This window comes from Gemmiger sp., from assembly GCF_057431175.1.
Genome location: NZ_DBMDDV010000030.1, coordinates 13,644 through 37,695 on the forward strand (window position 1 = coordinate 13,644; position 24,052 = coordinate 37,695).

The window sequence follows — 24,052 nt, forward strand, 5'->3', positions numbered from 1 at the left end:
AAGGAGACCCCATGCCAAAATCAAAACAAAACCTGGCCAGGGAAATTCTGACCGTCGCGCTGCTGCTGGCGGCGGTGGCGGCCAGCGAATACTGGTTTTTCCAGCTGTGGCGGCTCGATTGGTCGGTGCCCATGCTCTACGGCGGCGACGGCATCTACTGGGTGGGTCAGGTGCAGCGCAGCTACGGCGAGTTGTCCGGCTCCCTGGGATGGCCGTTCTATGAGGTCGCGGGCAAATATGACCCGAACTACGACCTGATTTATGATATCTTCGTCTGGTTCGTTGGCCTGTTTACGAAAGATACCGGCACCGTGTTCAACCTGTATGTGCTGGTCATCCCCTTTGCCAACGCGCTGGCGGCCTACGCCGTGTTCCGCATGGTGGGCATGCGCCGCTGGCTCAGCTTTGCTTTTGGCATCACCTTCGGTATGACGCCCTACGTGCAGCAGCGGATGGCCGGGCATATGATGCTGGCCGCCTGCGAGTTCGTACCCTTCTCGGTGCTGCTCTGCCTCTGGTGTGCCGAGGATGAAGGCTTCAACCGCCCGGGCAAGGGCTTTTTCAAGAATAAGCGCAACTGGCTGGCCCTGGCTATGGCCTGGGGCATCGCCAACAACGGCGCGGCCTATTATCCCTATTTCACCTGCTTTTTCCTCTGCGTCACGGCGCTCTGCCTGATTTTGCGCGGCCACAAGTGGAGCGTGGGTGCGCCCTGCCTGGTCACGATCGCGGAGATCGTCGCCTGGATGATACCCGATTTCTTCCCCATGGTGCTGGGCATCCTCAGCGGCCAGGGCAGCACCCTGACCAACGGCGTCTACCGCAGCCCGGTCGGCGCGGACATTTACAGCCTGCGCATCAGCAGCCTGCTGTTGTCGCCCAACGGTTTCGGCCTGCAAAAGCTCGCCAACTGGATGGGCCGCTACTTCCACATCCTGGCTGCCGATGAAGGCCCGATGTACAACGAGAACGGCTACGGCTATCTCGGCGTCGTGGGCATTTTCGGATTTTTGGCGCTGCTGCTCATGCTGCTGCGCAACTGGGACTGGAAGGCCGGCCGCACCGAGAAGCCGCAGCTGGGCGACCGCCTCTGGCTGCTGAGCCGTCTGAACGTCATGGCGCTGCTGTTAGCCAGCATTGCCGGCTTTGGCAGCATCATCGGTATCTTTGTGCGGTTCATCCGCGGGTACAACCGCATCAGCCCTTACATTGCGTTCTTCGCACTGCTGGCCGTCGGCCTGACGGCGGAAATGCGGCTGGCCCAGCGCACCGGAAAAGACCGCAAAAAGCTCATCCTCGTTATGGTGGTGCTGCTGGCCTACGGCTACTGGGAGCAGCAGGGCCTTTTCAGCCCGAAATATGAGGAAGTGCAAAAGACCTGGCACCAGGACGCGGCCTTTATGACCGAGGTCGAGGACGCGGCAGGGGAGGGGGCTATGCTCTTCCAGCTGCCGTACATGAAAAACTTTGAGAACGGCCCGCTGAACAATATGTGGGACTATACGCTGCTGCGCGGCCCGCTGCACAGCAAGACGCTGAAATTCAGCTACGGCGCGGGCTACGGCACCGAGAATGACGCCTGGTATCAGGCCACAAGCGAGTTGGAGCCGGACGCCATGGTGGCCGAGCTGCGCACCCAGGGCATGGCGGGCATCTACCTGGATCTGGACGGCTACACCGAGGACGAGCAGCAGCCCACCCTGGCAGCGCTGATTCAGGCGGCGGGCTGTGCCGAGGACGACGTCATCATCAGCGAGAGCGGCAAGCTCTGCTATATCCCGCTGGGGCAGGAGTGAGCAATGAAACTGCAAAAACTGACGGAAAAACGATGGTTCTGGCCGCTGGTCTGCGCTGTGTCGGTCGTGTTCGGCTGGTGGTATCTCAGCATCGTGACCTGTGCGCCCCTGGGCGGCGACGATGAACTCATCAACCTGCAAAACTACTATTATATTACCCACACATCCTTTGGGCAGAGCGTGCTGGATTATATCGGCGACCTGTGGACCCAGTTCAGCTTGCAGCAGGGGCGGTTCCGGCCCTTTTCCTCGCCGCCGGTGCGCGGGCTGACGAGCTGGTTTTTGGGTGATCTGGTGGGCTATCGGCTCTACATCCTGGCCTGGACCTACGCGGATATCTTGCTGACCGGCTGGCTCGTGGGCAAGGCCAGCCACAACAAAAAGCTGGGCATCGCCTGTATCTGCCTGCTGCCCATGATGTTCAGTGTCTGGCAGGACTCCACCGGCAACAGCCTGTATTCCTACGGTGCGCTGGTGCAAAGTACGCTGCTGCCCGCACTGGTGGCAGGGCTGGCTGTGCTGCGTTTGCAGGATACCGGGCACAAGCGGTGGGCCGTGTTGGCGGGGTACTGCGCGTTCCAGTGCTGTGCCACGTTTGAAATTGGTTTTACCTATATTGTGCCGATTTTCGGCCTGGCCTGGCTCTACACCGACAAGGCCCGCGACGCCTTGCGGCTGAGCATTCCGGTGTTTGTGGGCGAGTGCGTGACGCTGGCCTTCAACCTGGGGGCGCGGCTTGTCAACACCTTGCAGGAGATGGGCGTTCTGGCCGGGGATGCCCAGCCAATCGGCGGTGTATCGCCGAACTTTGACATCCCGGCGGTGCTCAAGACCTGGGCCATGCAGATGTCGGCGGGCTTCCCGCTCAATGCACTGTTCGCGGGCAAGGTCCGCCCCGGCACGATCTACCCGGTGGATATCCTCTGCGGCGTCATGGTGGCCGGGGCTGCGGTGGCGGCGCTGGCTGCCCTGCGCGAGCTGCCAAACCGCAAGCAAAACCTGCTGCTGTTCTTGACCGGCCTTGCCATGCTGTCCGCACCGTCGCTGCTCATCGGGCTTTCGCCTAAATATCAGCAGGCGGGGCAGATCGATTGGCGGCACGGCTACATCCCGCAGACGGTGGAAAGCTACGGCGTTGGCCTGATGGCCCTGGCGTTGTTGGTGCTGCTGCTGCGCTGGGCACGGAGCAAAACCTGGTGGCCCAAGAACCGCGCGGTGCTCTACTGCCTGCTGGCTGTCGGCATGGCGGGCACGGTGGTCTGGCAGCGCGCCGCGACCCGCTCAGCCTACGCCGAGGGTGGCCGCGCCTACACGGTCTTTGGCGAGACGGTAGCCGCCGGTGCGGCTGACGCCGCAGGGACCGAGATGCCCGTTGTGACGGATTACATGATTTGGGGCGGCAACGAGGTCGCCGAGAACGCGTTCTTCCTGCGCTATGGAGAGCAGGACGCCGACGCCCACGCCTTGCAGGTCTGGCGCATCGAGGACCACGCCGATGAGACTGCCTACCGTCTGGGCTTTACCCTGGGCCAGACCAGCCGCTATGACATCGGCTGGTGCGGCCTTGGCAGCGGCAATGCGCTGGATGAGCTGACGGATGTGGTCGTATGCCTGCCCGCAGGTACGGCGCAGCAGGCCACGCTTTGCTACACCACAGCCGGCGGCGAAGAAGTACGAACCGAGGTATACGCCGAAAAAACCGCCACCCTGGTGCAGTTGGAAGGCACAGTGCTGGCGGAGAGTATTCGGCTGGAGTAATTTCTTTGCCTTCCCCTTTTGGGGGAAGGTGGCGCCGCAGCGCCGGATGAGGGGCGCGTGTGCCACAGCAACCCGTGAACGGTCTGCATCGGCAAGGCCGCCCCTCATCAGTCAGCGGTCAAGCCGCTGACAGCTTCCCCCGTGGGGGAAGCCATTACACACCAAGGAGGTGCCGCTTTGGCACAAAACAAGAAACAGCGGCTGCTGTGGGGCCTGGGGCTGCTGGGCACAGCGGTCTTTACCCTGCTGATGGGCTGGCTGCACTACCAACAGCTGCTCTCCACCGGGTACTATTACTCTGATATCCCGGCCCACATGGCGGGCCATGCCATGGGCAATACCGGCTTTTCGCTGGTCACGGTCCTGCTGCGGGGCGTGTTCGCCATCGGCGGCAACCTGGGCACGGCGGTGTTTTTGGCTGCCGTCAACCTGCTGACGCTGCTGATATTTGCCTGGGCCATCCGTAAGGCTGTGCCGCAGGTCTGCCCTGGCGCAGCGCTGCTCTGGTCGCTGGCTGCGAACCTCTGTCAGGCGGTCTGGATGCCAAACGGCGGCTACTGGTACTTTGGTGCCATCACCGGCACGATCTACCACAACACTACCTACATTATGCTGCAACCGTTGGCGCTTATCGCGTTTTTCCTCTTCCTCTCGCTGGCAGAGCACCATGGTCAGCTGCAATGGCGCAGTTGGGCCGCGTTGACGGTGCTGCTTACGGTGGCAACGGCTATCAAGCCCAGCTACCTTTTCGCCTTTGCCCCAGCCCTGCTTGTGGCGCTGGTCGTTGACCTGATCCGCACCCACGGCAAGGCCCTCCAATGGGAAGTCTGGCTCGGCTGTACAGTGCTGCCGGGCATTCTGCTCTGCATCATTCAGGCTAAGGTGCTGTTCACCGGCGGGGATGATTCCGGCATGGCACTGATCTTCACCACCGACTTCGACCCAGAAAAAGTGCTGTGGGGTGTCTTTAATTACAGCGCCAAGCACGGCCTGGTGCGCTCACTGGTGTTCGTGGGTGCGGTGGTTTTGCTGCTGTTCCGGCAGTGGCGCGGCGCTTACGCCTATAAGTTCAGCTTGCTTCTGTTTGCCGTCTCGCTGGCCGAAGGCATCTGCCTGACCGAGACCGGCAGCCGTATGTACGACGGCAACCTGTGGTGGGGCGCGTTCATCTGCTATGACATCCTGCTGCTGGAATCGCTGATTCAGCTGCTGCGCCGCCTGCACAAAAAGCCGCGCACCCCGGTGGAGACCGGCACGTCGGTTTTGTGCTGCGGGGCGCTGGCCTGGCATATTGCCAGCGGCATTGTGTTCCTGGGGCTGATGCTGGCCGGTATCTCCTATGCGGTCATGATCGGCACCGAAAGCTACCTGCTGCAAGAAATGTGGGGCATTGTACTGTGACGAAGAACAAGCAACAGAAAAACGCCCTGCTGACGATCTTATGCGTGCTGGCGCTGGCGGCGTTCGGCGCAGCTATGGTGTGGCTGCACTACCAGCAGCTTTGCTCGCCCGGCGGCGGGGATGACCCCTACACGTCGGATTTAGGGCAGCATCTGGCGTTTGCCCAGCGGGGCATGGTCTACTCGACCGTGTCGCTGCTCATCGGCCCGGCGTACAATCTGGCTGGGCGCATGGGGATCGCCGTGCTGCTGGCGGTGTTCCACTTGGCGGGGGTGGCGGTGTTTGCCTGCGGCCTGCGGGCCGCGCTGTCGGACGTCCCGCGCCCGGTGCGGCTGCTGGTCAGCCTGGTGGTCAACCTGGCAACGGCAGTCTGGATGCCCAGGGGCGGCTACTGGTACCAAGGCACCATCGGCGGCACGATCTACCACAACACCACCTACATTATGCTAGCCCCCTTTGCGCTGCTGGCAATGCTGGCGTTCTACCGTGTCTGGCCCACAATGCGGGGCAAGCTGGACCTGCGTGCCTACGCGGTCTATACGGTGCTGCTGACGGTGGCGACGAGCTTTAAGGCCAGCCTGATTTTCGCCTTTGCCCCGGCGCTGCTGGTGCTGCTGATTGTGGATTTTGTGCGCACCAGCGCGAAAAATCTGAAAAATGAGATCATTATGGGGTGCAGTGTGTTCCCCGGCGTGGCGCTCTGCGTCATTCAGGCCAGCGTTCTGTTTGCCGAGGACGACTCCGGCGTCAAACTGATTTTCACTGTGCCCTTTGACCACCACCGTATGCTGTGGGGCCCCTTCAACGAGGCCGGTGCGCTGGGGCTGGCGCGGTCATTCGTCTTTGTGGCGGCGGTGGGGCTGCTGCTGGGGCGCGCCGCGTGGCAGAGCTTTCGCTATCGGTTCAGCCTGTTTACCTTTGCCGTCTCGCTGGCCGAGGCGCTGTTGCTGGTGGAAAGCGGTGAGCGGCTGTACCACGCCAATCTCTGGTGGGGGCCGTTCATCTGCTTCTGGGTGTTCTGGCTGGAATCCGTCAGCGTGTTTTTGCAGCAGCTGCGGGCGAAAGCCGCCCCATGCTGGCGGCTGGTTTTGTGTGCCGCCGCGCTGGCGTGGCATGTTATCAGCGGCGTGTGTTTCCTGGTCATGCTGATGCGGGGCGTAAGCTACAACGTGCCGATTTTGACGTATAATTTGTGGTAAAAACTAAAAAAGGCTTCCCCCACGGGGGAAGCTGTCTGCGAAGCGGACGGATGAGGGGCGGGCTGGCCGTTACTGCGCCTTAACGTGCAATAACGGCTGACCCGCCCCTCATCCGGCCATCGCTTCGCTCGGCCACCTTCTCCCTCAGGGAGAAGGCCTTTTTATTTTCTCATGCCCGCCCGGCAGCGGCAAGCTGCATATCAGCGCAATGCCCAGGGCCAGCGCCAGGGCAACCTTGAACGTCTCGCCGCCTTTGCTGGCAAACAATTCCTGCTCGCCCTGCAAAAAGTAGTAGGCCGTGTAGTAGATGCCCGCGCCGGGCACAAGCGGGAAGATACCCGGCAGCAGAAAAATCGTCACCGGGGCTTTGTGCGTGATGGAAAAGAACCGCGCACACCCGGTCAGCGGCAGGGTAGCCACCAGCGTGGCGATGGCCGGGCTCATGCCCAGCAGCTCCACGCCGAAGATGTAGACCATCCAGCCCACCGCGCCGGTGATGCCAGCGGCCAGGTAATGCCGCCGCGGTACCTGAAACGTGACGCCAAAGGCGATCGTGGCGATGACCGTCACCACAAAATGTGCGAAATAATGTGTCCAGACCGGCATCAGGCCACCCCCAATCCGCGGGCGACGATCCAGCCCAGCACTACGCCGCCCGCAATGCTGCCCGCAATCAGCAGCGCGTCCAGCAGGCGGATGGAGCCGGACAGGTAGTCGCCGTTTAAAATGTCACGCACGCCCATCGTCAGGGCGACGCCGGGGGTCAGCACCATCAGCGCACCGATGATGGCCGCGTTGGCGCTGACGGCAGGCACCACGGCCTGCACCGCAATGGCCCAGACCGTGCAGCAGAACGCCGCCACGATATCCGTAAACATCCGGTTGATGCTGTGGCGGCCAAAATGCAGGCAGACGAGCGCTTCCAACAGGCCCGCCACGGCGGCTACCGGCACGTCGGCCAGTGTGCCGCCGAACAGATAGGCGAACCCCGCCGCCCCGGCGATGCAGGCCAGCACCTCCCGCCGGGGCGTGACCCGGGGCAGTGCACGGGCTGCCGCCAGCTTTTGCTCGGCTTCGACGACGTCGAGCTTGCCGGCAGCCAATTCACGGGAAAGCTCGTTCACAGCCTCGACCCGGCCCAGATGGATGGATACGGTGGGCACGTGCCGCACCAGCGTGACAGACTCCCCGCCGGGCAGGTGGGCCGATGCAAAAATGCCGTTGGTCAGCACATAGACGTGGAAATCCTGCACACCAAGGCTGGCGGCCATAATTTCCATCGTCTGCTGCACGCGGAACACCTCGCCTCCGTTGGCAAGCAGGGTCTGCCCGCCGTCCATCACCAGCTCCAGCGCACGGTCAAACAGGTCCTCAGCCACGAATATTCTCCCGCACAGCGTTAAATTCCGGGTAATGGGCGTAGAGGTGCTGCGCGATGGCCTCCATCAGCAGATAGTCATGCTCGGAGTCGATATCGATGATGCCGGTGTCCATCATAACGCTGACACCGAACTTGGAATGCCACAGGATGGGGTCCGGGTTGTCCACCAAAAATGCGCGGCGGATAACATAAATCGACGCATTGACGTCATAAACCTCGGGCGCTTGCTGGCGGCCGGTGAATTGGCTCTCCATGACCATTTCGGCGTGGTCGCCCACGATTTTAAACATATTGAACCATGGGTTGCGGCGGGCCTCGCAGACGCTGAAGATGATTTGCAGGTCCTCGCGCTCCTGCGCCTTGGCAAAGGCATTCTCAATGTCCTGCTCGGTGCGCAGCGGGCTGGTGATATCCAGGTCGATCATGGCGTCGTAGGGCTTGCCGGTGCGCGCTTCCATGCGGGCGAAGCTGTCCTTGTAGACCTCGACCTTCGGTACACGGTCGCCGCCCAGCTCGGCCCCGCGGGGCAGGTAGATGACCTCTGGGTATTCGGCGGCCACGAGCTTGGCCAGATCCTCGCTGTCGGTGTTCAGCGCAATGTCCACTTCCAGCTCGGGGTGGTTCCTGATGAAGAGCTCAGCGGCGCTCAAAGAGTAGTAAACCAACGGTTTGCCGCAGAAATTTTTCAAGTTCTTGTTTTTGAAGCCCTTGCTGCCTGCGCGGCCGCAGATGGTGATGAGCAGACGTTTCATGTTACACATTCTCCCCCAGTGTTAATTTCAGCACATTCAGTGCCAGTGCGGGCGGGTTGCAGCTCTCGCCGCTGCCTGTCAGCGCGTAGTCCACAAAATATTCCATCTCCCGCTCATAGCGGCGGTTGACGTCCTCCTCGTAATGCTGCACGGTGCCGTCGGGCAGGGTCAGTGTGCCCGCGCCAAAGTCGGCTAAATAGCTGCCGTCATGGCAGAAAAGCTCGATAGAACGGCGATATCCGCGCCCAAAGTAGTCGAGGTGCACCTCGGCCAGCAGCGTAGGATACTTGGCGATGTAGACCGAGAGATCGTCGGAATCGATTTCCAAATCCGAGTAGGTCCCCTTGAAATTGTACAACTTTTCCGGCACGCCGAACAGCTCCACCAGATAGTCCCACTCGTGAATCAGGTCGATGGTGACGCCGCCGCCCAGTGCCTTGTGGGCGCTGTACACGGTACGGTAGTCCACGCCGGGCCGCCAGTCAGGCAGATAACTCGAGCAGATGACCCGGGCGCAGTAGGGGTGCAGGGCGGGCAGGCGGTCTTTCAGCGCCAGCATCACACCGCACCACCGCATGGGCGCGGCCACGTAGGCCTTTTGCCCGGTGGGCAGATAGTTGGCTAAAGCAAGACCGGTTTGCTCGGCAGAAAAAATCGGCTTTTCGATGAAAAGCGCCTCGCCGCGGCCCTTGACCTGGGTCAATGCGTCGGCGTGCAGGCTCGTTGGGTTCGTGATAAAGACCAGGTCGTAGTGCGCGGGCGCGTCGGCCATGTCGGTGTACTGGGCGTGCAGCAGCTCGGCCACACCATCCCGCAGCGGGCGGGAAAGGTCGCTGCGCAGTGCGTCGGCCTGCAAGGCCCAACCGCGGTCAGCGCATAGGTTGGCAAGATTTTTCAAATGGCGCGTGCCGATGGAGCCCAGCCCCACAAACAGCGCGGTGATGGTACGCATAGGCGTTCCCCTTTGTCTTGATTTAGATGCAATGTAGGGGCCGGGTTACGAATTTTCAATCCGGTCCATCAATGCAATGGCCTTCAAATCCTTCTCAAAGCTCCACTTAGGGCTTTCCTCGCCCTTCAGGACGCCGAAAAAGTTCGTCAGTTCGTCCACATAGGCGTTCTCGACGATGTTGTCACTGTATCGGCTGTCATGCTCAAAGCTGGCGTAGGTGTCCACCGGCTGCTTGTCGCCATCGCGGAACTCATACAGTGCCTTGGGGTTGCCCTCCCAGAAAAGGTGGATGCCATCGCCGAAGCACTCAAAGCTGCGGACGGCCTTGCGGCTGACCACGTCGGCGGCCAGCACGCCCTGCACGCCGCCCTTATGGCGCAGCAGCAGCGTCACGCTGTCGGGGTAGGGGAGCCCTAAGTCACTCAAGGTGTCCTTCTGCACGGTGACGGATTCCACATCGCCGAAGGCATCCAGCAGCCAGGGCAGGTCGATGCCGAAAATCTCCCGCACGCCGCCGGTGCGGGCGTTGCCGACGAAGAAATTCTTATAGTTCTCCCACGGGTGCCAGTCGGGCAGGTACTGCCCGATGTGGTAGATATAGTGGACAGGCTTGCCAAATTCAGTGACCTGACGTTTAATATACTGCGTCTCGTGGCGGTACAGCATCGTCGAGGAGAGAAACAGCGGCAGGTTTTTGGCGGCGGCCTTTGCCATGTTCTCGGCGTAGCCGTCGCTGACCAGGTTCAGCTCGGTAAAGACCGGCAGGTCGTTGTCCAGCAGCTCGCCGATGACGGCGGCGTGGGACAGCGGTGCAGTGCAGACCAGCGCGGCGTCGGGGTGCTCGGCGGCAACGGCCTCGGCGATCGTCGCATAGGCGGCGTCCGCCAGACCCAGGTTCTTGGCCTCGTCGCGGCGGCCCTCGGCGGTGTCCACGCCGACGATCTGGATGGCGTCGTCGATGCCCTTGGTCAGCCGGGCGCGGCGTTTGCCCATGCTGCCTAAACCGACGATGAGAAGTTTCATACCAAAACGCTCCTTTGGGGGTCAAATTCCGGCACAGGGCCGTCATAAAAAACCTTGGATTTTGTAAAGTCAAAATGCTGCAATACAGCGCAGATTTTTCCGCTGGTGTCGCCGCCGCCGTAAGGGCTGACGGCGCTTGCCGCCACCGGGGCGAAGGCGGGGGAGAGGGCTTTGCGCATCGTGGCCTCGATGGCCGCCGCGTCGGGGACGCAGCAGAGAACGTTTGCGCAGACCATGCGCCCGGCCTGCCGCTTGCCGATGTTGACGGTGGGCACTTTAAAGGTCGGTGTCTCGACGACGCCCGATGACGAGTTCCCCGCCACCAGTGCGGCGCAGTCCATGGCGGAGAGATACCGCCGCAGGCCCAGGCTTTGCACAAAGCCCGCGCGGCCCGGGTGCGAGGCGGCGAACGCCTGCATCATCTCGGTGCAGACCTGCCCGCCTGCGTCGGCGTTCGACCCGGTGATAAGCCAGAACACGCTGTCCACCTTGTCCATGGCGCTGCACAGCGCTTGTACCTGCACGGCGGGCGACCCGGCGTCGGGGGCAGTCTCGGGGTGGTAGGTCACAAGCGCGAAGGGCTGCATCAAATCAAACCCGGTGGATTTGCACAATTCTTCGCGGCTCATTTTGGGCAAGGTGCGGATGTTTTCATCCCCCAGCCCGCCGACGCAGAACACGGTGTCGGGCGCTTCGCCCATGCGCACGAGCCGCGCGGCGCTGTCGGCGCAGGACGGAAAATGCACCGCCGCCATTTTGGAAATGCAGTGGCGGTAGTATTCGTCGGCTGCGCCCAAGGTCACGTCGCCGCCCGAAATATGGGCAATGGGGATATGCCGCGCGGCGGCCGCGGCGGCCACAGCGAAAATTTCAAAGCGGTCGCCCAGCAGCAGCACCGCGTCGGGGCGGTGGGCGGCAAAATAACTGTCAAAAACGTTGATAGTGCGTGCAATCGTGCAGGCAACCGGCTCGTCGGCGTCGTCGGTAAAAATTGGCAGGCGTGCGGCGATGGGAAAACCGTCGTTTTCGATTTCGTGTACGGTTTCGCCCAGCCGAGGGCAGAGGTGCGCGCCCGTCACGACAAGCTGCAAGTCGAGTTCATCGGACGCCGCGACCTTCTGCACGACAGGCCGCAGCAGCCCATATTCCGCCCGCGTGGCGGTAACGATGCAGATGGTGCGCATATCACACCTCAATTTTTTCATCCTCCGCAAAATCGCGCTTGGCGGTCTGGCCCAGCACTTCATGCCAGCGCATGGGGGAAATGCCATCTCCCGGGCGCTTGGTGGTCAGGTTGTCCTCGGTGAAGACCTCGCCCGCCTTGATTTCCCGCGCGGCGACGATGCTCTTGCGGGCAATGGCCTTGTTGGGGGCCTCGCTGGCGGTCAGGTGCTTGTGGCCGTCACCCAGGGCGGCCTCCACATGGCGCACGGCGTTCACCATGGCCTTGAACTCTGCCGGGTCCAGGCTGGCCTTCTGGTCGGGGCCGGGCAGGGATTTGTCCAGCGTGAAGTGTTTTTCAATGACCTGCGCACCCAGCACGGCGGCGGCCACGTCGCACTCCCAGCCCGGCGTATGGTCGGACAGGCCCACCGGCAGACCAAACTGCTCGTACAGTTCCAGCATGGCGGTCAGGTTGGCATCCTCGTAGGGGGTGGGGTACTGGGTGTTGCAGTGCAGCACCGTTACCTCGGGGCAGCCGCCGTCGTCCAGCACGCCCAGTGCATCGGTGATTTCATCCAGCGTGCTCATGCCGGTGGAAAGCAGCACAGGTGTGTGTAATTTCGCCATTTCTTCCAGGTACGGCAGGTTCGTGATCTCGCCCGACGGCATCTTGATGAGCGGCAGGCCCAGCGTGCCCAAAAACCGCACGCTGGGGATATCGAACGGTGCGGACAGATACTGGATGCCGATGGAATCACAGTATTCTTTCAGCTCCTTGTGCGCCTCAAACGAGAAATGCAGCTTGCGGATCATTTCCAGCTGGCTCTCGGCGGCGTCGGTGGTCTGCTTCTGATACTCGGCCTTCTCTGCAAATTTGCTCACGACCAGCTCGGGCACGGCGGTCTGGTACTTGACGATATCCGCGCCGCACTCCTTGGCAGCGCGGGCCATTTCCTTGGCCATTTCCAGGCTGCCGTTGTGGTTGACCCCGGCCTCAGCAATGATGGTTACAGGCATTTTAAAACTCCTTCCGCTGTGGCTTCTCCCCTTGGGGAAAAGCTGTCCGCAAAGCAGACTGATGAGGGGGCCTTCCGGCAGGCTGCCCCTCATCCGGCGCTGCGCGCCACCTTCCCCCAAAGGGGAAGGCTTTTATTTACTGCTGATTTTCCAGCTTTCGTCTCATTTTCTCCAGTTCTTCCAGCTGGCCCATGTCCATCCAGCTGCTCTCGCTGATGGGATAGACGCCGACCTTCTCCCCGGCCCGGCGGTAGCGCTCGATCACGTCGGGGAAGCCGATGAACTCACCGTCGTGCATTTCCTCCACCACGCGCGGCTCCACCACGTAAACGCCGGTGTTCGTCAAAAAGTCCAACTCGGGCTTCTCGCGCATGGCGGCAATGCTGCCGTCCTCGCCCAGCTCCACCACGCCGTAGGGCACGGTGTAATGCTTGAACGCGCAGATCATCGTGACAAGATTTCCGTGAGACTTATGGTACTCGTAAATATCGCCGAAGTCCACATCCAGCAGTGTGTCGCAGTTGGTGAAAAAGAACGGCGTGTCGATTTTTCCTTTCAGCAGGCACAGCCCGCCGCCGGTACCCATGAACACATCCTCATCGGCAAAATCCACGCGGTAATCCTTTTCCAGCTCGCCAAAGTAGGACTTGATCATGCCCTTTTTGTAGTTCACGATCATTGTGAATTCGTGGCAGCCGAAGTCCCGGAAACGATCCATGATAAGCTCCGCAATGGGCTGCTCGCCCACCGGAATCAGCGGCTTGGGCAGGATTTTGGTGTAGGGGTACAGCCGCGTGCCAAGGCCGCCCGCCATCATCACGACCGGGATATCGACCTGCTTGCGGTTGTCCACATTCAGCCCGTGGGCAAAGATGATATCGGTGATGACGCCGCGCTTGTTTAAAACCGGCAGTGCGTCGATGCAGTTTTTTTGCAGAATCTCCCGCGCCCGGCCGCGCTCAGCTATCGGCACGCTCAGCGGGTGGTAGTTGGCGGCGTGGTCAACGGTCTGGTCGGGCGTGCCGCCGCGCAGAAAAAACTTGCGGATATCGCCGTCGGTGATGACGGCTTTCAGCTTGCCCTCCGGCGCAATGAACAAAATGCGCTGGCCGGTCACGTCCAGCTTGCGCAGCGTTTCCAGCACCGTGGCGGTCGGCTCAATAAAGAGTTCTTCTACTTGTATCAAGGGTGGATCCCCCTTTTACGTTTATTTAAAGCCTTCCCCCTTGGGGGAAGGTGGCCCAAAGGGCCGGATGAGGGGCGGATGTGCCGCAGCAGACCGTGGATGGGAAATAGCGGCAAGGCTGCCCCTCATCAGTCACCTTCGGTGACAGCTTCTCCCAAAGGGGGAAGCCTTGGCGGGGCGTTGAGGATGCCGCCCCTTACAAAACGTCTTACAGCCCCAGCACCGCTTCGATCACGCGGTCGCAGTCCTCAAAGCTCAAGTTGGTGGAGCAGGGCAGATTGACAATATACTTGCGGTAAGCCAGGGCCTTGTCCAGGCCGTAGGCCTCGTTGCGGGGGTAGTCGGCCTGCTCGTGGATCAGCGCCCACACCGGGCGGGTCTGAATCTGCCGGGCCTGCAATTTCTCAATGACGGTGTCGCGGTCCAGGCCGGAATCTTCCAGATACAGGCTGAAGAACCAATGGTTGGAGCGGCATTCCTCCTCACGGAAAGGCAGAATGCGCAGTCCCTTCACGCCGTCCAGTGCGGCTGCATAGCGGTCATACAGCGCCTTTTTGTGGGCGATAAAATCTTCCAAACGCTCCAGCTGGGCCAGGCCCAGGCAGGCCTGCACGTTGGTCATGCGGTAGTTGTAGCCCACCTCATCGTGCAAAAATTGCAGTACGTCGGCCTTGGCCTGGGTGGACAGATGCTTGGCGTGCTCGGCCCAGTCCGGGTGGTTGGAGACGACCGCACCGCCCGCACCGGTGGTGATGATCTTGTTGCCGTTGAAGCTGTAACAGCCGATATCGCCGATGGTGCCCGCAAACTTACCGGCAAACGGCCCGGTGGTGCAGCGGGTACCGAGTGCCTCGGTGGCATCCTCAATCAGAATCAGGTGATAGCGCTTGGCAATGGCCGTCAGGCGGGGCATATCGGCCATGTTGCCGAACACATGCACGACTTCCAGCGCCTTGACGTGGGCACCGGTCTTTTTGTTATACAGCTTATCGCCGCGCAGCTCGCAGTGGTTCGCACAGAAATCCTCCACCGCGTCGGGGTCAATGCACAGGCTGTCGTCGCAGCCAATAAAAATCGGCTCGGCCCCCACATAGCGGGTCAGCGGGTTGACGGCGGCGATGAAGGTCAGCGTCGGGACGATTACCTCATCCCCGCGGGTGATGCCCGCCGCCATTGCGGCCAGATGCAGCGCGCTGGTACCGGAGTTGCAGGCCACGGCGCGGGGCATGCCCACGTAAGCGGCCAGCGCTTCCTCAAACTCCGTGACTTTGCCGCCGCTGGTGGAGACCCACCCCGACGTGATGGCCTGTCCGGCCAGCTCGGCCTCGCGCACGCCGAAATTCGGAACAGAAAGAGGAATAAATCCAGACATAACAATGCCTCCATAATACAGCAGTCGCACCGGAATTGCCCGGTGGACAGAATTCTACAAATATTCTATTTTATTATACCGCTTTTACGGGGAGAGAGCAAGAAGAAAATGGGCTGGAAAAGCCTCCCTTGCCAAAGGGAGGCTTTAAAACGCAACCGCCCCATGCGCGGGTGTGCATGGGGCGGCTGGCTTATTTCAGAACGATCTTAGTTCTGCTTTTTCTTCATGTAGGCAGTCACACCCAGGCCCAGCAGGGCGGCGATGGCGATAATGGCAATCGGGACGATCGGCATTTCATCGCTGGTCTGCGGGATGGTGCTGGCCGTGGCGGCGGCAGTCTTGGCAGAAGAAGCGGTCGGGGCGTAGGTGCCTTTCACGTTCTTGCAGCCGGAGATCTGCTTCGTCTCCAGATGGCCGCAGGTGTCGCACTTGTAGCCGTCAGCCGTGGCCGTCCAGTTGTGATGGCCGCAGGCAACGCAGGTGTAGTACTGGCTGTCATCGGGGGTCGGCGCGGGGGTAGCCGTCGGGGCAGCGGTGGCAGCGGGCGCGGCCTCAACCGGCGCGGGGGTAGCCGTCGGGGCGGCAGTGGGTGCCGGGGTCGGCTCCTCCGGCGGGAACCAGACCTGCTCAAAGACATTGGTGCCTTCCAGCTTTTGGCCGTTCGCCGCCTTGTCGTACAGTTCCTTGGTCAGGGTCGTGTAAACGCCCTCAATGCCCTTGAAGGAAACGCCCTTCCAATCGCAGTAATCCTTCTTGGCAATCTCAAAACCCTTGCCGATATCTGCGGCGCTGAGCGCGTATTCCTTGCCATCGATGGTGACAGTAACGGTCTTGTTTGCCATAACGGTAAACTCGCTGAAACCGTCGGGGTTGACGAAGGTGATGGTCTTGACGATGCCGTTCTCGGTTTTCGTCTCGGTCTCATAATAGTAGATAGTGCCGTCCTCTTTGACGTGACGGACAAAGACCTTCTGGCCCTCGGGAATCTTCAACGCGGAAACATTGAGGGAGATGGCGACGGTAGGAACCTGATCTTCGGGCATGGGCTTGTCATTTTCCAGCGTAACGGTGTTGGATTCGGTCATGCTTTTGACATCATCAGCGACAGTCGCCTTGACATCATAGAGCATCTTGATATCAAAGGTCATGCTGACATCGGTATCATTGTTGGCCGCAGCCTTCGGCTTAACAACCAGCTTGGGGACAGCGACAATGGTGATATTTTTTGTAGCTGCATCCGGGTCAAAGCTTTGGTCTTTTGCCGCCTCTGTGATAGCGTCTTTAGCCGCACTAACAACTTTGTCGTCATTCAGCTTGACTTCTTCTTCGCCAATTTTAACGGTGGCTGCATTCTTGACGGCATCGGAGACGTCACTTGCGGAAACATCTTTGCTATCAGTAATAGTGGTGCTGGCCGCTGCACCTGCGACGTCCTTTTTATCAACATTTTCGGACTTGATATCCTCAACGTTACCTTCAACCTTGGTTTCCGGCTCTGCGGGCTTGGTGTCAACGGTCTTTTCGCCAACAGTGTAAGTGCCGTCAGCATTTTCTTTCAAAGCAAGACCACTTGCGAGATAAGAAGCGCTGAACTTCTTGGTGAACGTACCAGCAGTAACTTCAAATTTGGCACCAGTATAGGTTGCATCAGCTGCATCGTCAATGTTGCGCTTTTTCAGTTCGCCATTGATTTTACCACCGTTGATTGTGATGCTCGATGCAATGCTGGATTTATTGTCGTAGTTGGCAGCGGTCAAATTACCGTTTATTACGGCATCTCCACTGATAGTCACGCCGTTTGTGGCCGAATTCTTCCATACCCAAGAAGAAATGGCACCATTGAGCGTACCGCCAGTTACAGTCGTAATGCTGTCCCAACTCTGAAGCGTCTGCTCGGGAGAATTGAAAGTACCTCCCGTGATGTTTGTGGTACCACCCTCGGCCTTGATGACAATGAAATCGTTGTTGAAATTACCGTTATTGATGGTCATAACAGCAGAGGCGTTGTTTTGACCACTGACAACCAGAGACGAGAATTCACCGGTAGCTTCCACGGTGCCACCGTTAAAAGTCAGTGTGCCATCGTTGTACACGACGTACCAACTGTTGCCGCCGTTGCCGCTGGGGGTGCCAGCCTCCTGGCTGCGGGTGAAGGTGCCACTCTCAACGATAGCAGTAGCATCTTTCTCGTTGTACAGTGCCGCACGGCCATGGCTGACGTTATCCACCGTACCGTTTCCGGCAATCGTCAGCGTGCCGTTGTTGGTAATGGTATGCTTGCCAGCCGTATTCGTAATCTTGTGGTCATTCAAATTCAACTGAATGCTTTTGCCCGCGGGAATCGTGACGCTTTCCGTCACATCGCTCGTAAGAACGACCTGGTCCGCCGCGTAAGTGATAGCATCTTGCAGGGTTTTGTAGGCCTTGTTGGTGTCATTATCAACATAAGCAACATTCGCATCCTGCGGGTCGGCCGCTCCTGTCAACATGACGGCCTTGTCTTTCGTCTCCCCATCAGATTGGGTTTCAATCTGCGCAGAGGCAGCGGCTTCTTTCGTCGCTCCGTTTGTCGCTTCGTCCGCCAGCGCGGCAGTGCACACGGACACTGCCATGGCGGCGGCCAATGCGAAGGAAACGACCTTTTTAAAATGGGTCTGTTTTCTCATCGTTCGCTTTCCTTTCTCCTTATAAAATTTAACGATACCTAAATTTTACACCGGGGGGGGTGAATGTCAACGACAATGTGGGCATTTTGTGTATATTTCGCGTAAATTTTCACTTGTGCAAAAGAACCCGAGGCTGATTTGTGCAAAACAGAAAAAACGCGTTGTTGCATCATAACAAATTGAACACAAAAAGACGCCTTGCACCCGGCAATGCTTTCCTTTATAATGGGTACAAAAACCAGGGGGCGTTCTGCATGAAAAAAATCTGCCGCTGGGCCTGCCGCCACCGCGCGGGCCTGCTGGCCCTTGCCGTGGGCTTCGCGGCGTGGGGGCTGTTCTATGTCGCCCGCCGCAGCACCGCCGCTATGGACTGGTGGCTCACATATGTTTCGATGCCCGTCAAGCGCGGCCTTTCCTTTATAGTAGACCCGCTCCCGTTCAGCGCGTGCGAGCTGGGCGCAACGGTGCTCATCGTCGGGGCACTGGTGCTGCTGGTCCGCGCCGTGCGCCGCCGCAGGCTGGCGGCCTGGGCGCTGCATATGGCCGTGCTGCTGGTCTGGGGGTACGCGGGGGTCTGCGCACTGTGGGGCACGCAGTATTATGGCACGAATTTTGCCGCCCGCGCGGGCATGACCGCCCCGCCCGTCAGCACCGGGGAACTGGCCGCTGTGACCGACTACTTTGCCGACAAAGTCAACGCGGCGGCCCCGCTGGTGCAGCGGGACGAAAGCGGCGTGTTTGCCACCGACAAAACCGAAATCTTTGCCGGGTGCGCCCATCTGTACGACCCGCTGACCGAGCGCTGGCCGTTTTTGGCCGGGCCGGAGCGCCGCCCCAAGCCCGCCATCTACTCCAAACTCATGAGCGCCTGGGGCTTCACCGGATATCTCTGCCCGCTGGTGGGGGAGAGCACCCTCAACGTGGACAGCCCGGCGGTGTTCCTGCCGGTGACGATCGCCCACGAGTTGGCCCACCAGCGCGGCGTAGCGGCCGAGCAGGAGGCAAACTTCGTCGGCGTCATGGCGGCCACGGCCAGCGCCAACGCCGACTACGCCTACTCCGGCTGGCTGTTTGGCTACCTGCACCTGTCCAACGCGCTGTACGAGGCTGACCCCGCGCTGGCAGCGGCCAGCTACCAGACCCTTTGCGCCGAGGCCCGCGCCGACCTGGCCGCCAACAACGCCTACTGGAAGCAGTGGGAAGGCCCGGTCAAGCAGACGGGCGAAAAAGTCTACACGACCTTTTTGCAGGGGTACGGCCAGGACCTGGGTATGCGCAGCTATGGTGCGTGCGTGGATCTGCTTGTGGAAGAATTTTTGACCAATACAACTTCTTGCGATTGACAGTGCCCCGCACCGCTAGATGCCCGGAAAGTTGTTTCCACAATATCACAATTCTTAACAAACGGCCCACCCGGATGTTGAAAATTTCGGCGTTTTTCAGCGCATTTTTCGCCCCTCGCCCCCTTGCGGTGGGGGCTTTTTTCATGGTATGATTTATGGTATAGCAATTTAGAATTTTAAACTGTGAGGAACAGGAATGTTTAATAAAAAGAATCCCATGCGGTATTTCTCGGGCAGCACGTTTGCGCGGCTGCCGCTGTATAAGCTGGCGGCGGGCGGCACGGCTGTCGCGCTGACGGCCAGCATCGGCTTGGGCGCGTTCGCGGCGGGCGTTACGCCGTTCAACCTGCCCACGGCCACCCCGGCCCCGGTCGTGACCGCCACACCGGAAACGGCAGCCACGCCCACGCCGTCGCCGTCCCCCACGCCCAGCCCTACGCCGGTGCCGGACCGCACCCTGACCATGGAGGCCACCGTCGTGCAGCAGGACGTCGGCGTGACGCTCTACGTGGACCCGCTGCCCGAAGCCACAGCAACGCCGGAACCCACGGCTCTGCCGTCTGCGTCGCCCAAGGCTGGCGCGGCGGCGGCGTCCGGGGCTAAACCCACGGCCACGCCAAAGGCGACCGCCACCCCGACCCCGACGCCCACCGCCGCCCCGACCGAGGACGACGAGCAGGAAAAGACCCCGCTGCTGGGCGTTGAGGGCACCATCACCCTGACCGACGCCAAGGGCAACGCCACCGACTACGCGCTTGACCCCGAGACCGGCACCGCCCTGGCCGAGGACGTGGAACCCGGCGACTACACGCTGGCCCTGCAGCCCATCGAAGGCTACACCACCCCCGAGGCCCAGACTGTAACTGTGAAGGAAAAGGTCGTCTACAAGGCGGATGTACAGGCTGTCAAGGAAAAGATCGTCCAGGCAAGCCAGGTCAACGAGAGTGCCGAGGATTCCGGCGTCAGCAACGCAGGTTCCGCGCCCATCGTCGAGGAAGTGACTGACACGGTTACCTATGCCGAGAGCGACAAGACCGAGACCGGCACCAAAACTACTTACACGGCCAAGTTGAGCAGCAGCGGCCACCTGCTGCTGGCCGACGGCACCGAGACCCCCTATCTGCCCGTCTACCAGGACGGCACGCGGGATCTGATCGGCGCGACCCGCGACCCAAACTACGCGGCCAACACGAACACTTCTGCCTGGCTGCCCGGCGCAGCGGATTCCATTCAGCTGCTGGGCGCGGCCAACACCCGCATGGCGTGGGCACACCGCGCCGATGAACCCGCCGTGCAGGAGGGGGATGAGGCGGTCTCCGTCGCCGAGGAGACGCCCGCTCCCACCGAGGCTCCCACTCCGGAACCGACGGCAGAGCCTACTGCCGAGCCCACCGCAGAGCCGACGGCAGAACCAACCGCCGAGCCTACACCGGAAGTGACGGCGACGCCCGAACCGACGGCCGCCCCCACGAACACCCCGGCCCCGACCGAGGCCCCCACCGCCACGCCGGATCCCACGGCGGGCTGGCCTGACAATATCGAGGCCAAGGATCTGGCGAGCTACGGCTTTGACGTGACCAGTTCCGACGGCACCGTGTACCAGTACACCGGATGGCAGGAAATTGACGGCGTGACGTACTATTATGACCCGACGACCCACCAGCCCGTCACCGGACAGCAGGTCATCCAGGGCGACGTTTACACCTTCGGGGCGGACGGTGCGCTGAACCGCACGGCCCGCGGCATCGACGTTTCCAAGTTCCAGGGCAGCATTGATTGGAACGCCGTCAAGGCCGACGGCATCACGTTTGCCATCATCCGCTGCGGCTACCGCGGCTACGGCAGCGGCGCACTGGTCGAGGATTCGACCTACCGCGCCAACATCCAGGGCGCTATCAACGCGGGCCTGAAAGTCGGCGTCTACTTTTACAGCCAGGCCATCAACGAGCAGGAAGCCGTTGAGGAGGCCAGCATGGTGTTGAGCCTGGTGGGCGGGTACAGCCTGCCGCTGGGCGTCTACTACGACACCGAGAGCGTTGCGGGCGGCCGCGCCAACGCCATCAGCGCCGCCGAGCGCACGGCCTGCGCCGTCGCTTTCTGCGAGACGATCCGCAACTCCGGGTACAGCGCGGGCGTTTACTCCTACGCAAGCTGGTTCTACAACGCGCTGAACTTTGCGAACATCAGCAAGTACAACATTTGGATCGCCCAGTACCGCGACACGCTGAGCTTCAGCTACAAGTACAACATCTGGCAGTACACCGGCTCCGGCAGTGTCAAGGGTATCTCCCGGCCTGTGGATATGAACATTGGATAAAACCAAATAGAATAGAACTTCCCCCTGCTTGCGCAGCACTGCGCGAGCAGGGGGAAGTTCTTTGATAAACGGATCACCCTTGTGTTTGTGATGAACGCAAGGGTACTTTTACTTTGTGTAGCAGCTCATCTTTGCGCTGCTGCCGCCTCTTGTCTGGCCGCTGCCGTGGATTATGTACTTGTAGGTACACAGCTCAGCCAACCCCATGGGGCCGCGGGCGTGCAGCTTTTGGGTGCTGATGCCCATTTCGCAGCCCAGACCAAACTCGCCGCCGTCGGTAAAGCGGGTGCTGGCGTTCACGTAGACCGCTGCGCTGTCCACACAGGCCGTGAACCGCGCCGCTGCCTCGGCGTCCGCCGTGATGATGGCCTCGCTGTGGTGGGTGGAATGCCTGGCAATGTGCAAAATCGCTGCGTCCACGTCGTCCACCACGGCCACGCTCAGCTTGTAGTCCAGATATTCCGTGTCAAAATCCTGCGGCGCGGCAGGCACACCGTCGATGATGGCGGCGGCCTGGGTGTCCAGGTGAAGCTCCACCGGCGTTAAGCCGGCGGCGGCGCGGCCGTCCACCAGGCGGGTCTTTAACATCGGAAAAAACTGCGCTGCAACGTCCTTGTGAACCAGCAGCGTTTCCTCGGCGTTGCAGACGCTGGGGCGGCTGGTCTTGGCGTTTTCCACGATGTCCACCGCCATTTCCAGGTCAGCGGCTTTGTCCACGTAGACGTGGCAGATGCCGGTGCCGGTCTGGATACAGGGCACCGTCGCGTTCTCAACACAGGCGCGGATCAGCCCCGCGCCGCCGCGGGGAATCAGCAAATCGACCAGGCCGTCGGCAGTCATCAGCTCGTTGGCGCTGGCGTGGGAGGTGTCCGACAGCAGGCTTACCGCACACTCCGGCAGGCGGGCTTTGCGCAGGCCCGCGCGCAGGGCCTCCACGATGGCGTGGCAGCTGGCCCAGGCGTCGCGGCCGCAGCGCAAAATGCAGGCGCTGCCCGCCTTGATAGCCAGGGCAGCGGCGTCGCTGGTGACGTTGGGGCGGCTCTCGTAAATAATGGCGATAACGCCCATCGGCACAGCAGTCTTTTCAATAATAAGACCGTTGGGGCGCACAATTTTGCGCAGCACTGCGCCCACCGGATCCGGCAGGGCGGCGACCTCGCGCATACCCTTTGCCATGTCGGTCAGACGGCTGGGGGTCAGGGCCAGGCGGTCCAGCATTACGTCGCTCACGCGGCCCCGGGCAGCGTCCAGGTCGCGCTGGTTTGCTTCCAAAATCTTGTCACTGGCGGCAATCAGCGCCACGGCCATGGCCTCCAGCGCGGCGTTTTTCGTGTCGGCATCGGCCAGTGCCAGCGGCATTTTTGCGCCCTGGGCGGCCTGCAAAATTTCCTGTGTGGTCATGGGGAACCTCCCTTACTTGTGGCCTGCAAAGCGGGTGCCAACCGGCTTGCCCTCAACGATATCGTACAGCACCTCGGCGTGGGCACCGTTGGTGATGATCATGTCCACGCCCGCGGCGGTGGCACGCTTGGCAGCGATGACTTTTGTCAGCATGCCGCCGGTGCCCAGGGACGAACCTGCGCCGCCCGCCAGCATTTCAATTTCGGGGGTGATTTCTTCCACCACCGGGATGAGCTTCGCGTCGGGGTGGGTGTGGGGGTCGGCGGTGTACAGGCCGTCGATGTCGGACATCAGCACGACCAGGTCGGCGTGGATGCACGTTGCCACCAGTGCGGCCAGTGTGTCATTGTCGCCCAGGGAATATTCCTCGCAGGCAATGGGGTCGTTCTCGTTGATGATGGGGATTGTGTGCAGCTGCAAAAGACGTTCCAGCGTGTTTTGCAGGTTGCGCAGGCGGTTTTCGTGGTCGAAATCCTCCCAGGTCAGCAGCATCTGCGCCACGGTGTGGTTGTACTGGCCGAACAGCCGGTCGTAGGTGTACATCAGCTCGCACTGGCCCACGGCTGCGGCGGCCTGCTTGGTAATGATGTCGCTGGGCTTTTCGATTTGCAGTTTGCCGACGCCCAGGCCGGTAGCCGCCGACGACACGACAATAAGCTGATGCCCGGCGTTCTGGATATCGCTCCACACCTTGACCAAATCCTCGGTGTGGCGGATGTTGAGCAGCCCGCTGGGGTGTGCCAGCGTGCTGGTGCCTACTTTAACGACGATACGCATAATTTACTTCTTCCCCAAATCCTTCGTTTTCTCATACGCTGCCAAAACGGCGTCGGTCACGGCACCGCGGAAGGCGCGTTCCTCCAACAGGCGCACGCCCTGGATGGTCGACCCGCCGGGGCTGCACACGGCGTCTTTCAGCTCGCCGGGGTGCTTGCCGGTTTCCAGCACCATGCGGGCGCTGCCCAAAAGCATCTGGGCGGCGTACTCCTGCGCCTTGGCGCGGGGCAGACCAGCCGCCACGCCGCCGTCGGCCAGGGCTTCAATGAACTGGTACGCCCAGGCCGGGCCGCAGCCGGACACCGCGCTGGCGGCGTCGATCAGGCTTTCCGGGACGGCGTCCAAACGGCCCGCGGGGGCCATGGCGGTGAGCCATTCGTTCAGCTTGTCCGGCTCCACATCGTCAGAGCAATACTGGATCATGCCGTCGCCCAGCGCCACGGGGGTGTTGCCCATCATCCGCGACATGGACCGGGACAAACGGAGACAATACAAAAACGCTTCGCATCTGGTAAACAACAAGTTAAAGAAAATCGGGGAGCAACTC

19 protein-coding genes are annotated in these 24,052 nt (G+C 61.0%); 6 read left to right on the forward strand and 13 right to left on the reverse strand.

Annotated features, from left to right (window positions below; all coding sequences use genetic code 11):
- Positions 1-11 precede the first annotated feature (11 nt).
- From ACZO0A_RS10465 to ACZO0A_RS10480, 4 genes are all read left to right on the forward strand, one after another.
- On the forward strand, positions 12-1,796 hold the full coding sequence (locus ACZO0A_RS10465; RefSeq protein WP_302376051.1) for a DUF6311 domain-containing protein: 1,785 nt from the start codon (positions 12-14) through the stop codon (positions 1,794-1,796).
- 3 nt (positions 1,797-1,799) lie between these two features.
- On the forward strand, positions 1,800-3,554 hold the full coding sequence (locus tag ACZO0A_RS10470) for a hypothetical protein (RefSeq protein ID WP_302376050.1): 1,755 nt from the start codon (positions 1,800-1,802) through the stop codon (positions 3,552-3,554).
- 177 nt (positions 3,555-3,731) lie between these two features.
- The gene (locus ACZO0A_RS10475; RefSeq protein ID WP_294719209.1) at positions 3,732-4,955 is read left to right on the forward strand and encodes a hypothetical protein; all 1,224 of its coding nucleotides are present in this window, start codon (positions 3,732-3,734) and stop codon (positions 4,953-4,955) included.
- A complete protein-coding gene (locus ACZO0A_RS10480; RefSeq protein WP_291231772.1) occupies positions 4,952-6,154 on the forward strand; it encodes a hypothetical protein in 1,203 nt (400 codons plus the stop codon). The genes ACZO0A_RS10475 and ACZO0A_RS10480 overlap by 4 nt, the downstream gene beginning before the upstream one ends.
- Positions 6,155-6,298: 144 nt before the next feature.
- Here the strand turns inward: ACZO0A_RS10480 and ACZO0A_RS10485 are convergent, their stop codons facing one another.
- From ACZO0A_RS10485 to ACZO0A_RS10530, 10 genes are all read right to left on the reverse strand, one after another.
- The gene (locus ACZO0A_RS10485; RefSeq protein WP_302376049.1) at positions 6,299-6,760 is read right to left on the reverse strand and encodes a threonine/serine exporter family protein; all 462 of its coding nucleotides are present in this window, start codon (positions 6,758-6,760) and stop codon (positions 6,299-6,301) included.
- Positions 6,760-7,533, reverse strand: coding sequence for a threonine/serine exporter family protein (locus ACZO0A_RS10490; protein ID WP_291211051.1), 774 nt, complete (start codon positions 7,531-7,533; stop codon positions 6,760-6,762). Before ACZO0A_RS10490 ends, ACZO0A_RS10485 begins: the two co-directional genes overlap by 1 nt.
- Positions 7,526-8,287 carry an acylneuraminate cytidylyltransferase family protein gene (locus ACZO0A_RS10495; protein ID WP_291231774.1) on the reverse strand — a complete coding sequence of 254 codons (762 nt, stop codon included), beginning with the start codon at positions 8,285-8,287 and terminating at the stop codon, positions 7,526-7,528. The genes ACZO0A_RS10490 and ACZO0A_RS10495 overlap by 8 nt, the downstream gene beginning before the upstream one ends.
- A gap of 1 nt (position 8,288) precedes the next feature.
- The gene (locus tag ACZO0A_RS10500) at positions 8,289-9,239 is read right to left on the reverse strand and encodes a Gfo/Idh/MocA family protein (RefSeq protein ID WP_294780976.1); all 951 of its coding nucleotides are present in this window, start codon (positions 9,237-9,239) and stop codon (positions 8,289-8,291) included.
- A 45-nt stretch (positions 9,240-9,284) separates the two neighbouring features.
- Positions 9,285-10,262 (reverse strand): Gfo/Idh/MocA family protein, encoded by a 978-nt coding sequence (locus ACZO0A_RS10505; RefSeq protein WP_302376048.1) that lies wholly within the window; start codon positions 10,260-10,262, stop codon positions 9,285-9,287.
- Positions 10,259-11,446, reverse strand: a complete 1,188-nt coding sequence (gene neuC / locus ACZO0A_RS10510) for a UDP-N-acetylglucosamine 2-epimerase (RefSeq protein WP_291231777.1) — start codon at positions 11,444-11,446, stop codon at positions 10,259-10,261. Before neuC ends, ACZO0A_RS10505 begins: the two co-directional genes overlap by 4 nt.
- Before the next feature lies 1 nt (position 11,447).
- The gene (neuB, locus tag ACZO0A_RS10515) at positions 11,448-12,443 is read right to left on the reverse strand and encodes an N-acetylneuraminate synthase (RefSeq protein ID WP_291231778.1); all 996 of its coding nucleotides are present in this window, start codon (positions 12,441-12,443) and stop codon (positions 11,448-11,450) included.
- 136 nt (positions 12,444-12,579) lie between these two features.
- A complete protein-coding gene (locus ACZO0A_RS10520) occupies positions 12,580-13,629 on the reverse strand; it encodes a nucleotidyltransferase family protein (RefSeq protein WP_291231779.1) in 1,050 nt (349 codons plus the stop codon).
- A 208-nt stretch (positions 13,630-13,837) separates the two neighbouring features.
- Positions 13,838-15,001, reverse strand: a complete 1,164-nt coding sequence (locus ACZO0A_RS10525) for a LegC family aminotransferase (protein WP_291231780.1) — start codon at positions 14,999-15,001, stop codon at positions 13,838-13,840.
- 206 nt (positions 15,002-15,207) lie between these two features.
- Positions 15,208-17,667, reverse strand: a complete 2,460-nt coding sequence (locus tag ACZO0A_RS10530) for a hypothetical protein (RefSeq protein ID WP_291231781.1) — start codon at positions 17,665-17,667, stop codon at positions 15,208-15,210.
- Between the two features lie 254 nt (positions 17,668-17,921).
- Here ACZO0A_RS10530 and ACZO0A_RS10535 point away from each other — a divergent pair, with 254 nt between their 5' ends.
- Both ACZO0A_RS10535 and ACZO0A_RS10540 read left to right on the forward strand, forming a co-directional pair.
- Positions 17,922-19,010: a DUF3810 domain-containing protein gene (locus tag ACZO0A_RS10535; RefSeq protein WP_291231782.1), complete on the forward strand. Its 1,089-nt coding sequence runs from the start codon at positions 17,922-17,924 to the stop codon at positions 19,008-19,010.
- Between the two features lie 196 nt (positions 19,011-19,206).
- Positions 19,207-21,327 carry a GH25 family lysozyme gene (locus tag ACZO0A_RS10540; protein ID WP_302376045.1) on the forward strand — a complete coding sequence of 707 codons (2,121 nt, stop codon included), beginning with the start codon at positions 19,207-19,209 and terminating at the stop codon, positions 21,325-21,327.
- Between the two features lie 108 nt (positions 21,328-21,435).
- Here ACZO0A_RS10540 and ACZO0A_RS10545 read toward each other — a convergent pair whose 3' ends face one another.
- From ACZO0A_RS10545 to ACZO0A_RS10555, 3 genes are all read right to left on the reverse strand, one after another.
- On the reverse strand, positions 21,436-22,728 hold the full coding sequence (locus tag ACZO0A_RS10545; protein WP_302376044.1) for a glutamate-5-semialdehyde dehydrogenase: 1,293 nt from the start codon (positions 22,726-22,728) through the stop codon (positions 21,436-21,438).
- 12 nt (positions 22,729-22,740) lie between these two features.
- Positions 22,741-23,505 (reverse strand): glutamate 5-kinase, encoded by a 765-nt coding sequence (gene proB / locus ACZO0A_RS10550; RefSeq protein WP_291212485.1) that lies wholly within the window; start codon positions 23,503-23,505, stop codon positions 22,741-22,743.
- A 3-nt stretch (positions 23,506-23,508) separates the two neighbouring features.
- On the reverse strand, positions 23,509-24,052 hold a 544-nt coding region (locus tag ACZO0A_RS10555; protein WP_486846299.1), incomplete at its 5' end, for a pyrroline-5-carboxylate reductase family protein.

What these genes read in the sequence shown, in the direction of transcription:
- ACZO0A_RS10465 (WP_302376051.1), top strand. Translation starts at nt 12, where the DNA reads ATGCCAAAATCAAAACAAAACCTGGCCAGGGAAATTCTGACCGTCGCG.
- ACZO0A_RS10470 (WP_302376050.1), top strand. Translation starts at nt 1,800, where the DNA reads ATGAAACTGCAAAAACTGACGGAAAAACGATGGTTCTGGCCGCTGGTC.
- ACZO0A_RS10485 (WP_302376049.1), bottom strand. Translation starts at nt 6,760, where the DNA reads ATGCCGGTCTGGACACATTATTTCGCACATTTTGTGGTGACGGTCATC.
- ACZO0A_RS10495 (WP_291231774.1), bottom strand. Translation starts at nt 8,287, where the DNA reads ATGAAACGTCTGCTCATCACCATCTGCGGCCGCGCAGGCAGCAAGGGC.
- ACZO0A_RS10500 (WP_294780976.1), bottom strand. Translation starts at nt 9,239, where the DNA reads ATGCGTACCATCACCGCGCTGTTTGTGGGGCTGGGCTCCATCGGCACG.
- ACZO0A_RS10505 (WP_302376048.1), bottom strand. Translation starts at nt 10,262, where the DNA reads ATGAAACTTCTCATCGTCGGTTTAGGCAGCATGGGCAAACGCCGCGCC.
- neuC (WP_291231777.1), bottom strand. Translation starts at nt 11,446, where the DNA reads ATGCGCACCATCTGCATCGTTACCGCCACGCGGGCGGAATATGGGCTG.
- neuB (WP_291231778.1), bottom strand. Translation starts at nt 12,443, where the DNA reads ATGCCTGTAACCATCATTGCTGAGGCCGGGGTCAACCACAACGGCAGC.
- ACZO0A_RS10525 (WP_291231780.1), bottom strand. Translation starts at nt 15,001, where the DNA reads ATGTCTGGATTTATTCCTCTTTCTGTTCCGAATTTCGGCGTGCGCGAG.
- ACZO0A_RS10530 (WP_291231781.1), bottom strand. Translation starts at nt 17,667, where the DNA reads ATGAGAAAACAGACCCATTTTAAAAAGGTCGTTTCCTTCGCATTGGCC.
- ACZO0A_RS10535 (WP_291231782.1), top strand. Translation starts at nt 17,922, where the DNA reads ATGAAAAAAATCTGCCGCTGGGCCTGCCGCCACCGCGCGGGCCTGCTG.
- ACZO0A_RS10540 (WP_302376045.1), top strand. Translation starts at nt 19,207, where the DNA reads ATGTTTAATAAAAAGAATCCCATGCGGTATTTCTCGGGCAGCACGTTT.
- ACZO0A_RS10545 (WP_302376044.1), bottom strand. Translation starts at nt 22,728, where the DNA reads ATGACCACACAGGAAATTTTGCAGGCCGCCCAGGGCGCAAAAATGCCG.
- proB (WP_291212485.1), bottom strand. Translation starts at nt 23,505, where the DNA reads ATGCGTATCGTCGTTAAAGTAGGCACCAGCACGCTGGCACACCCCAGC.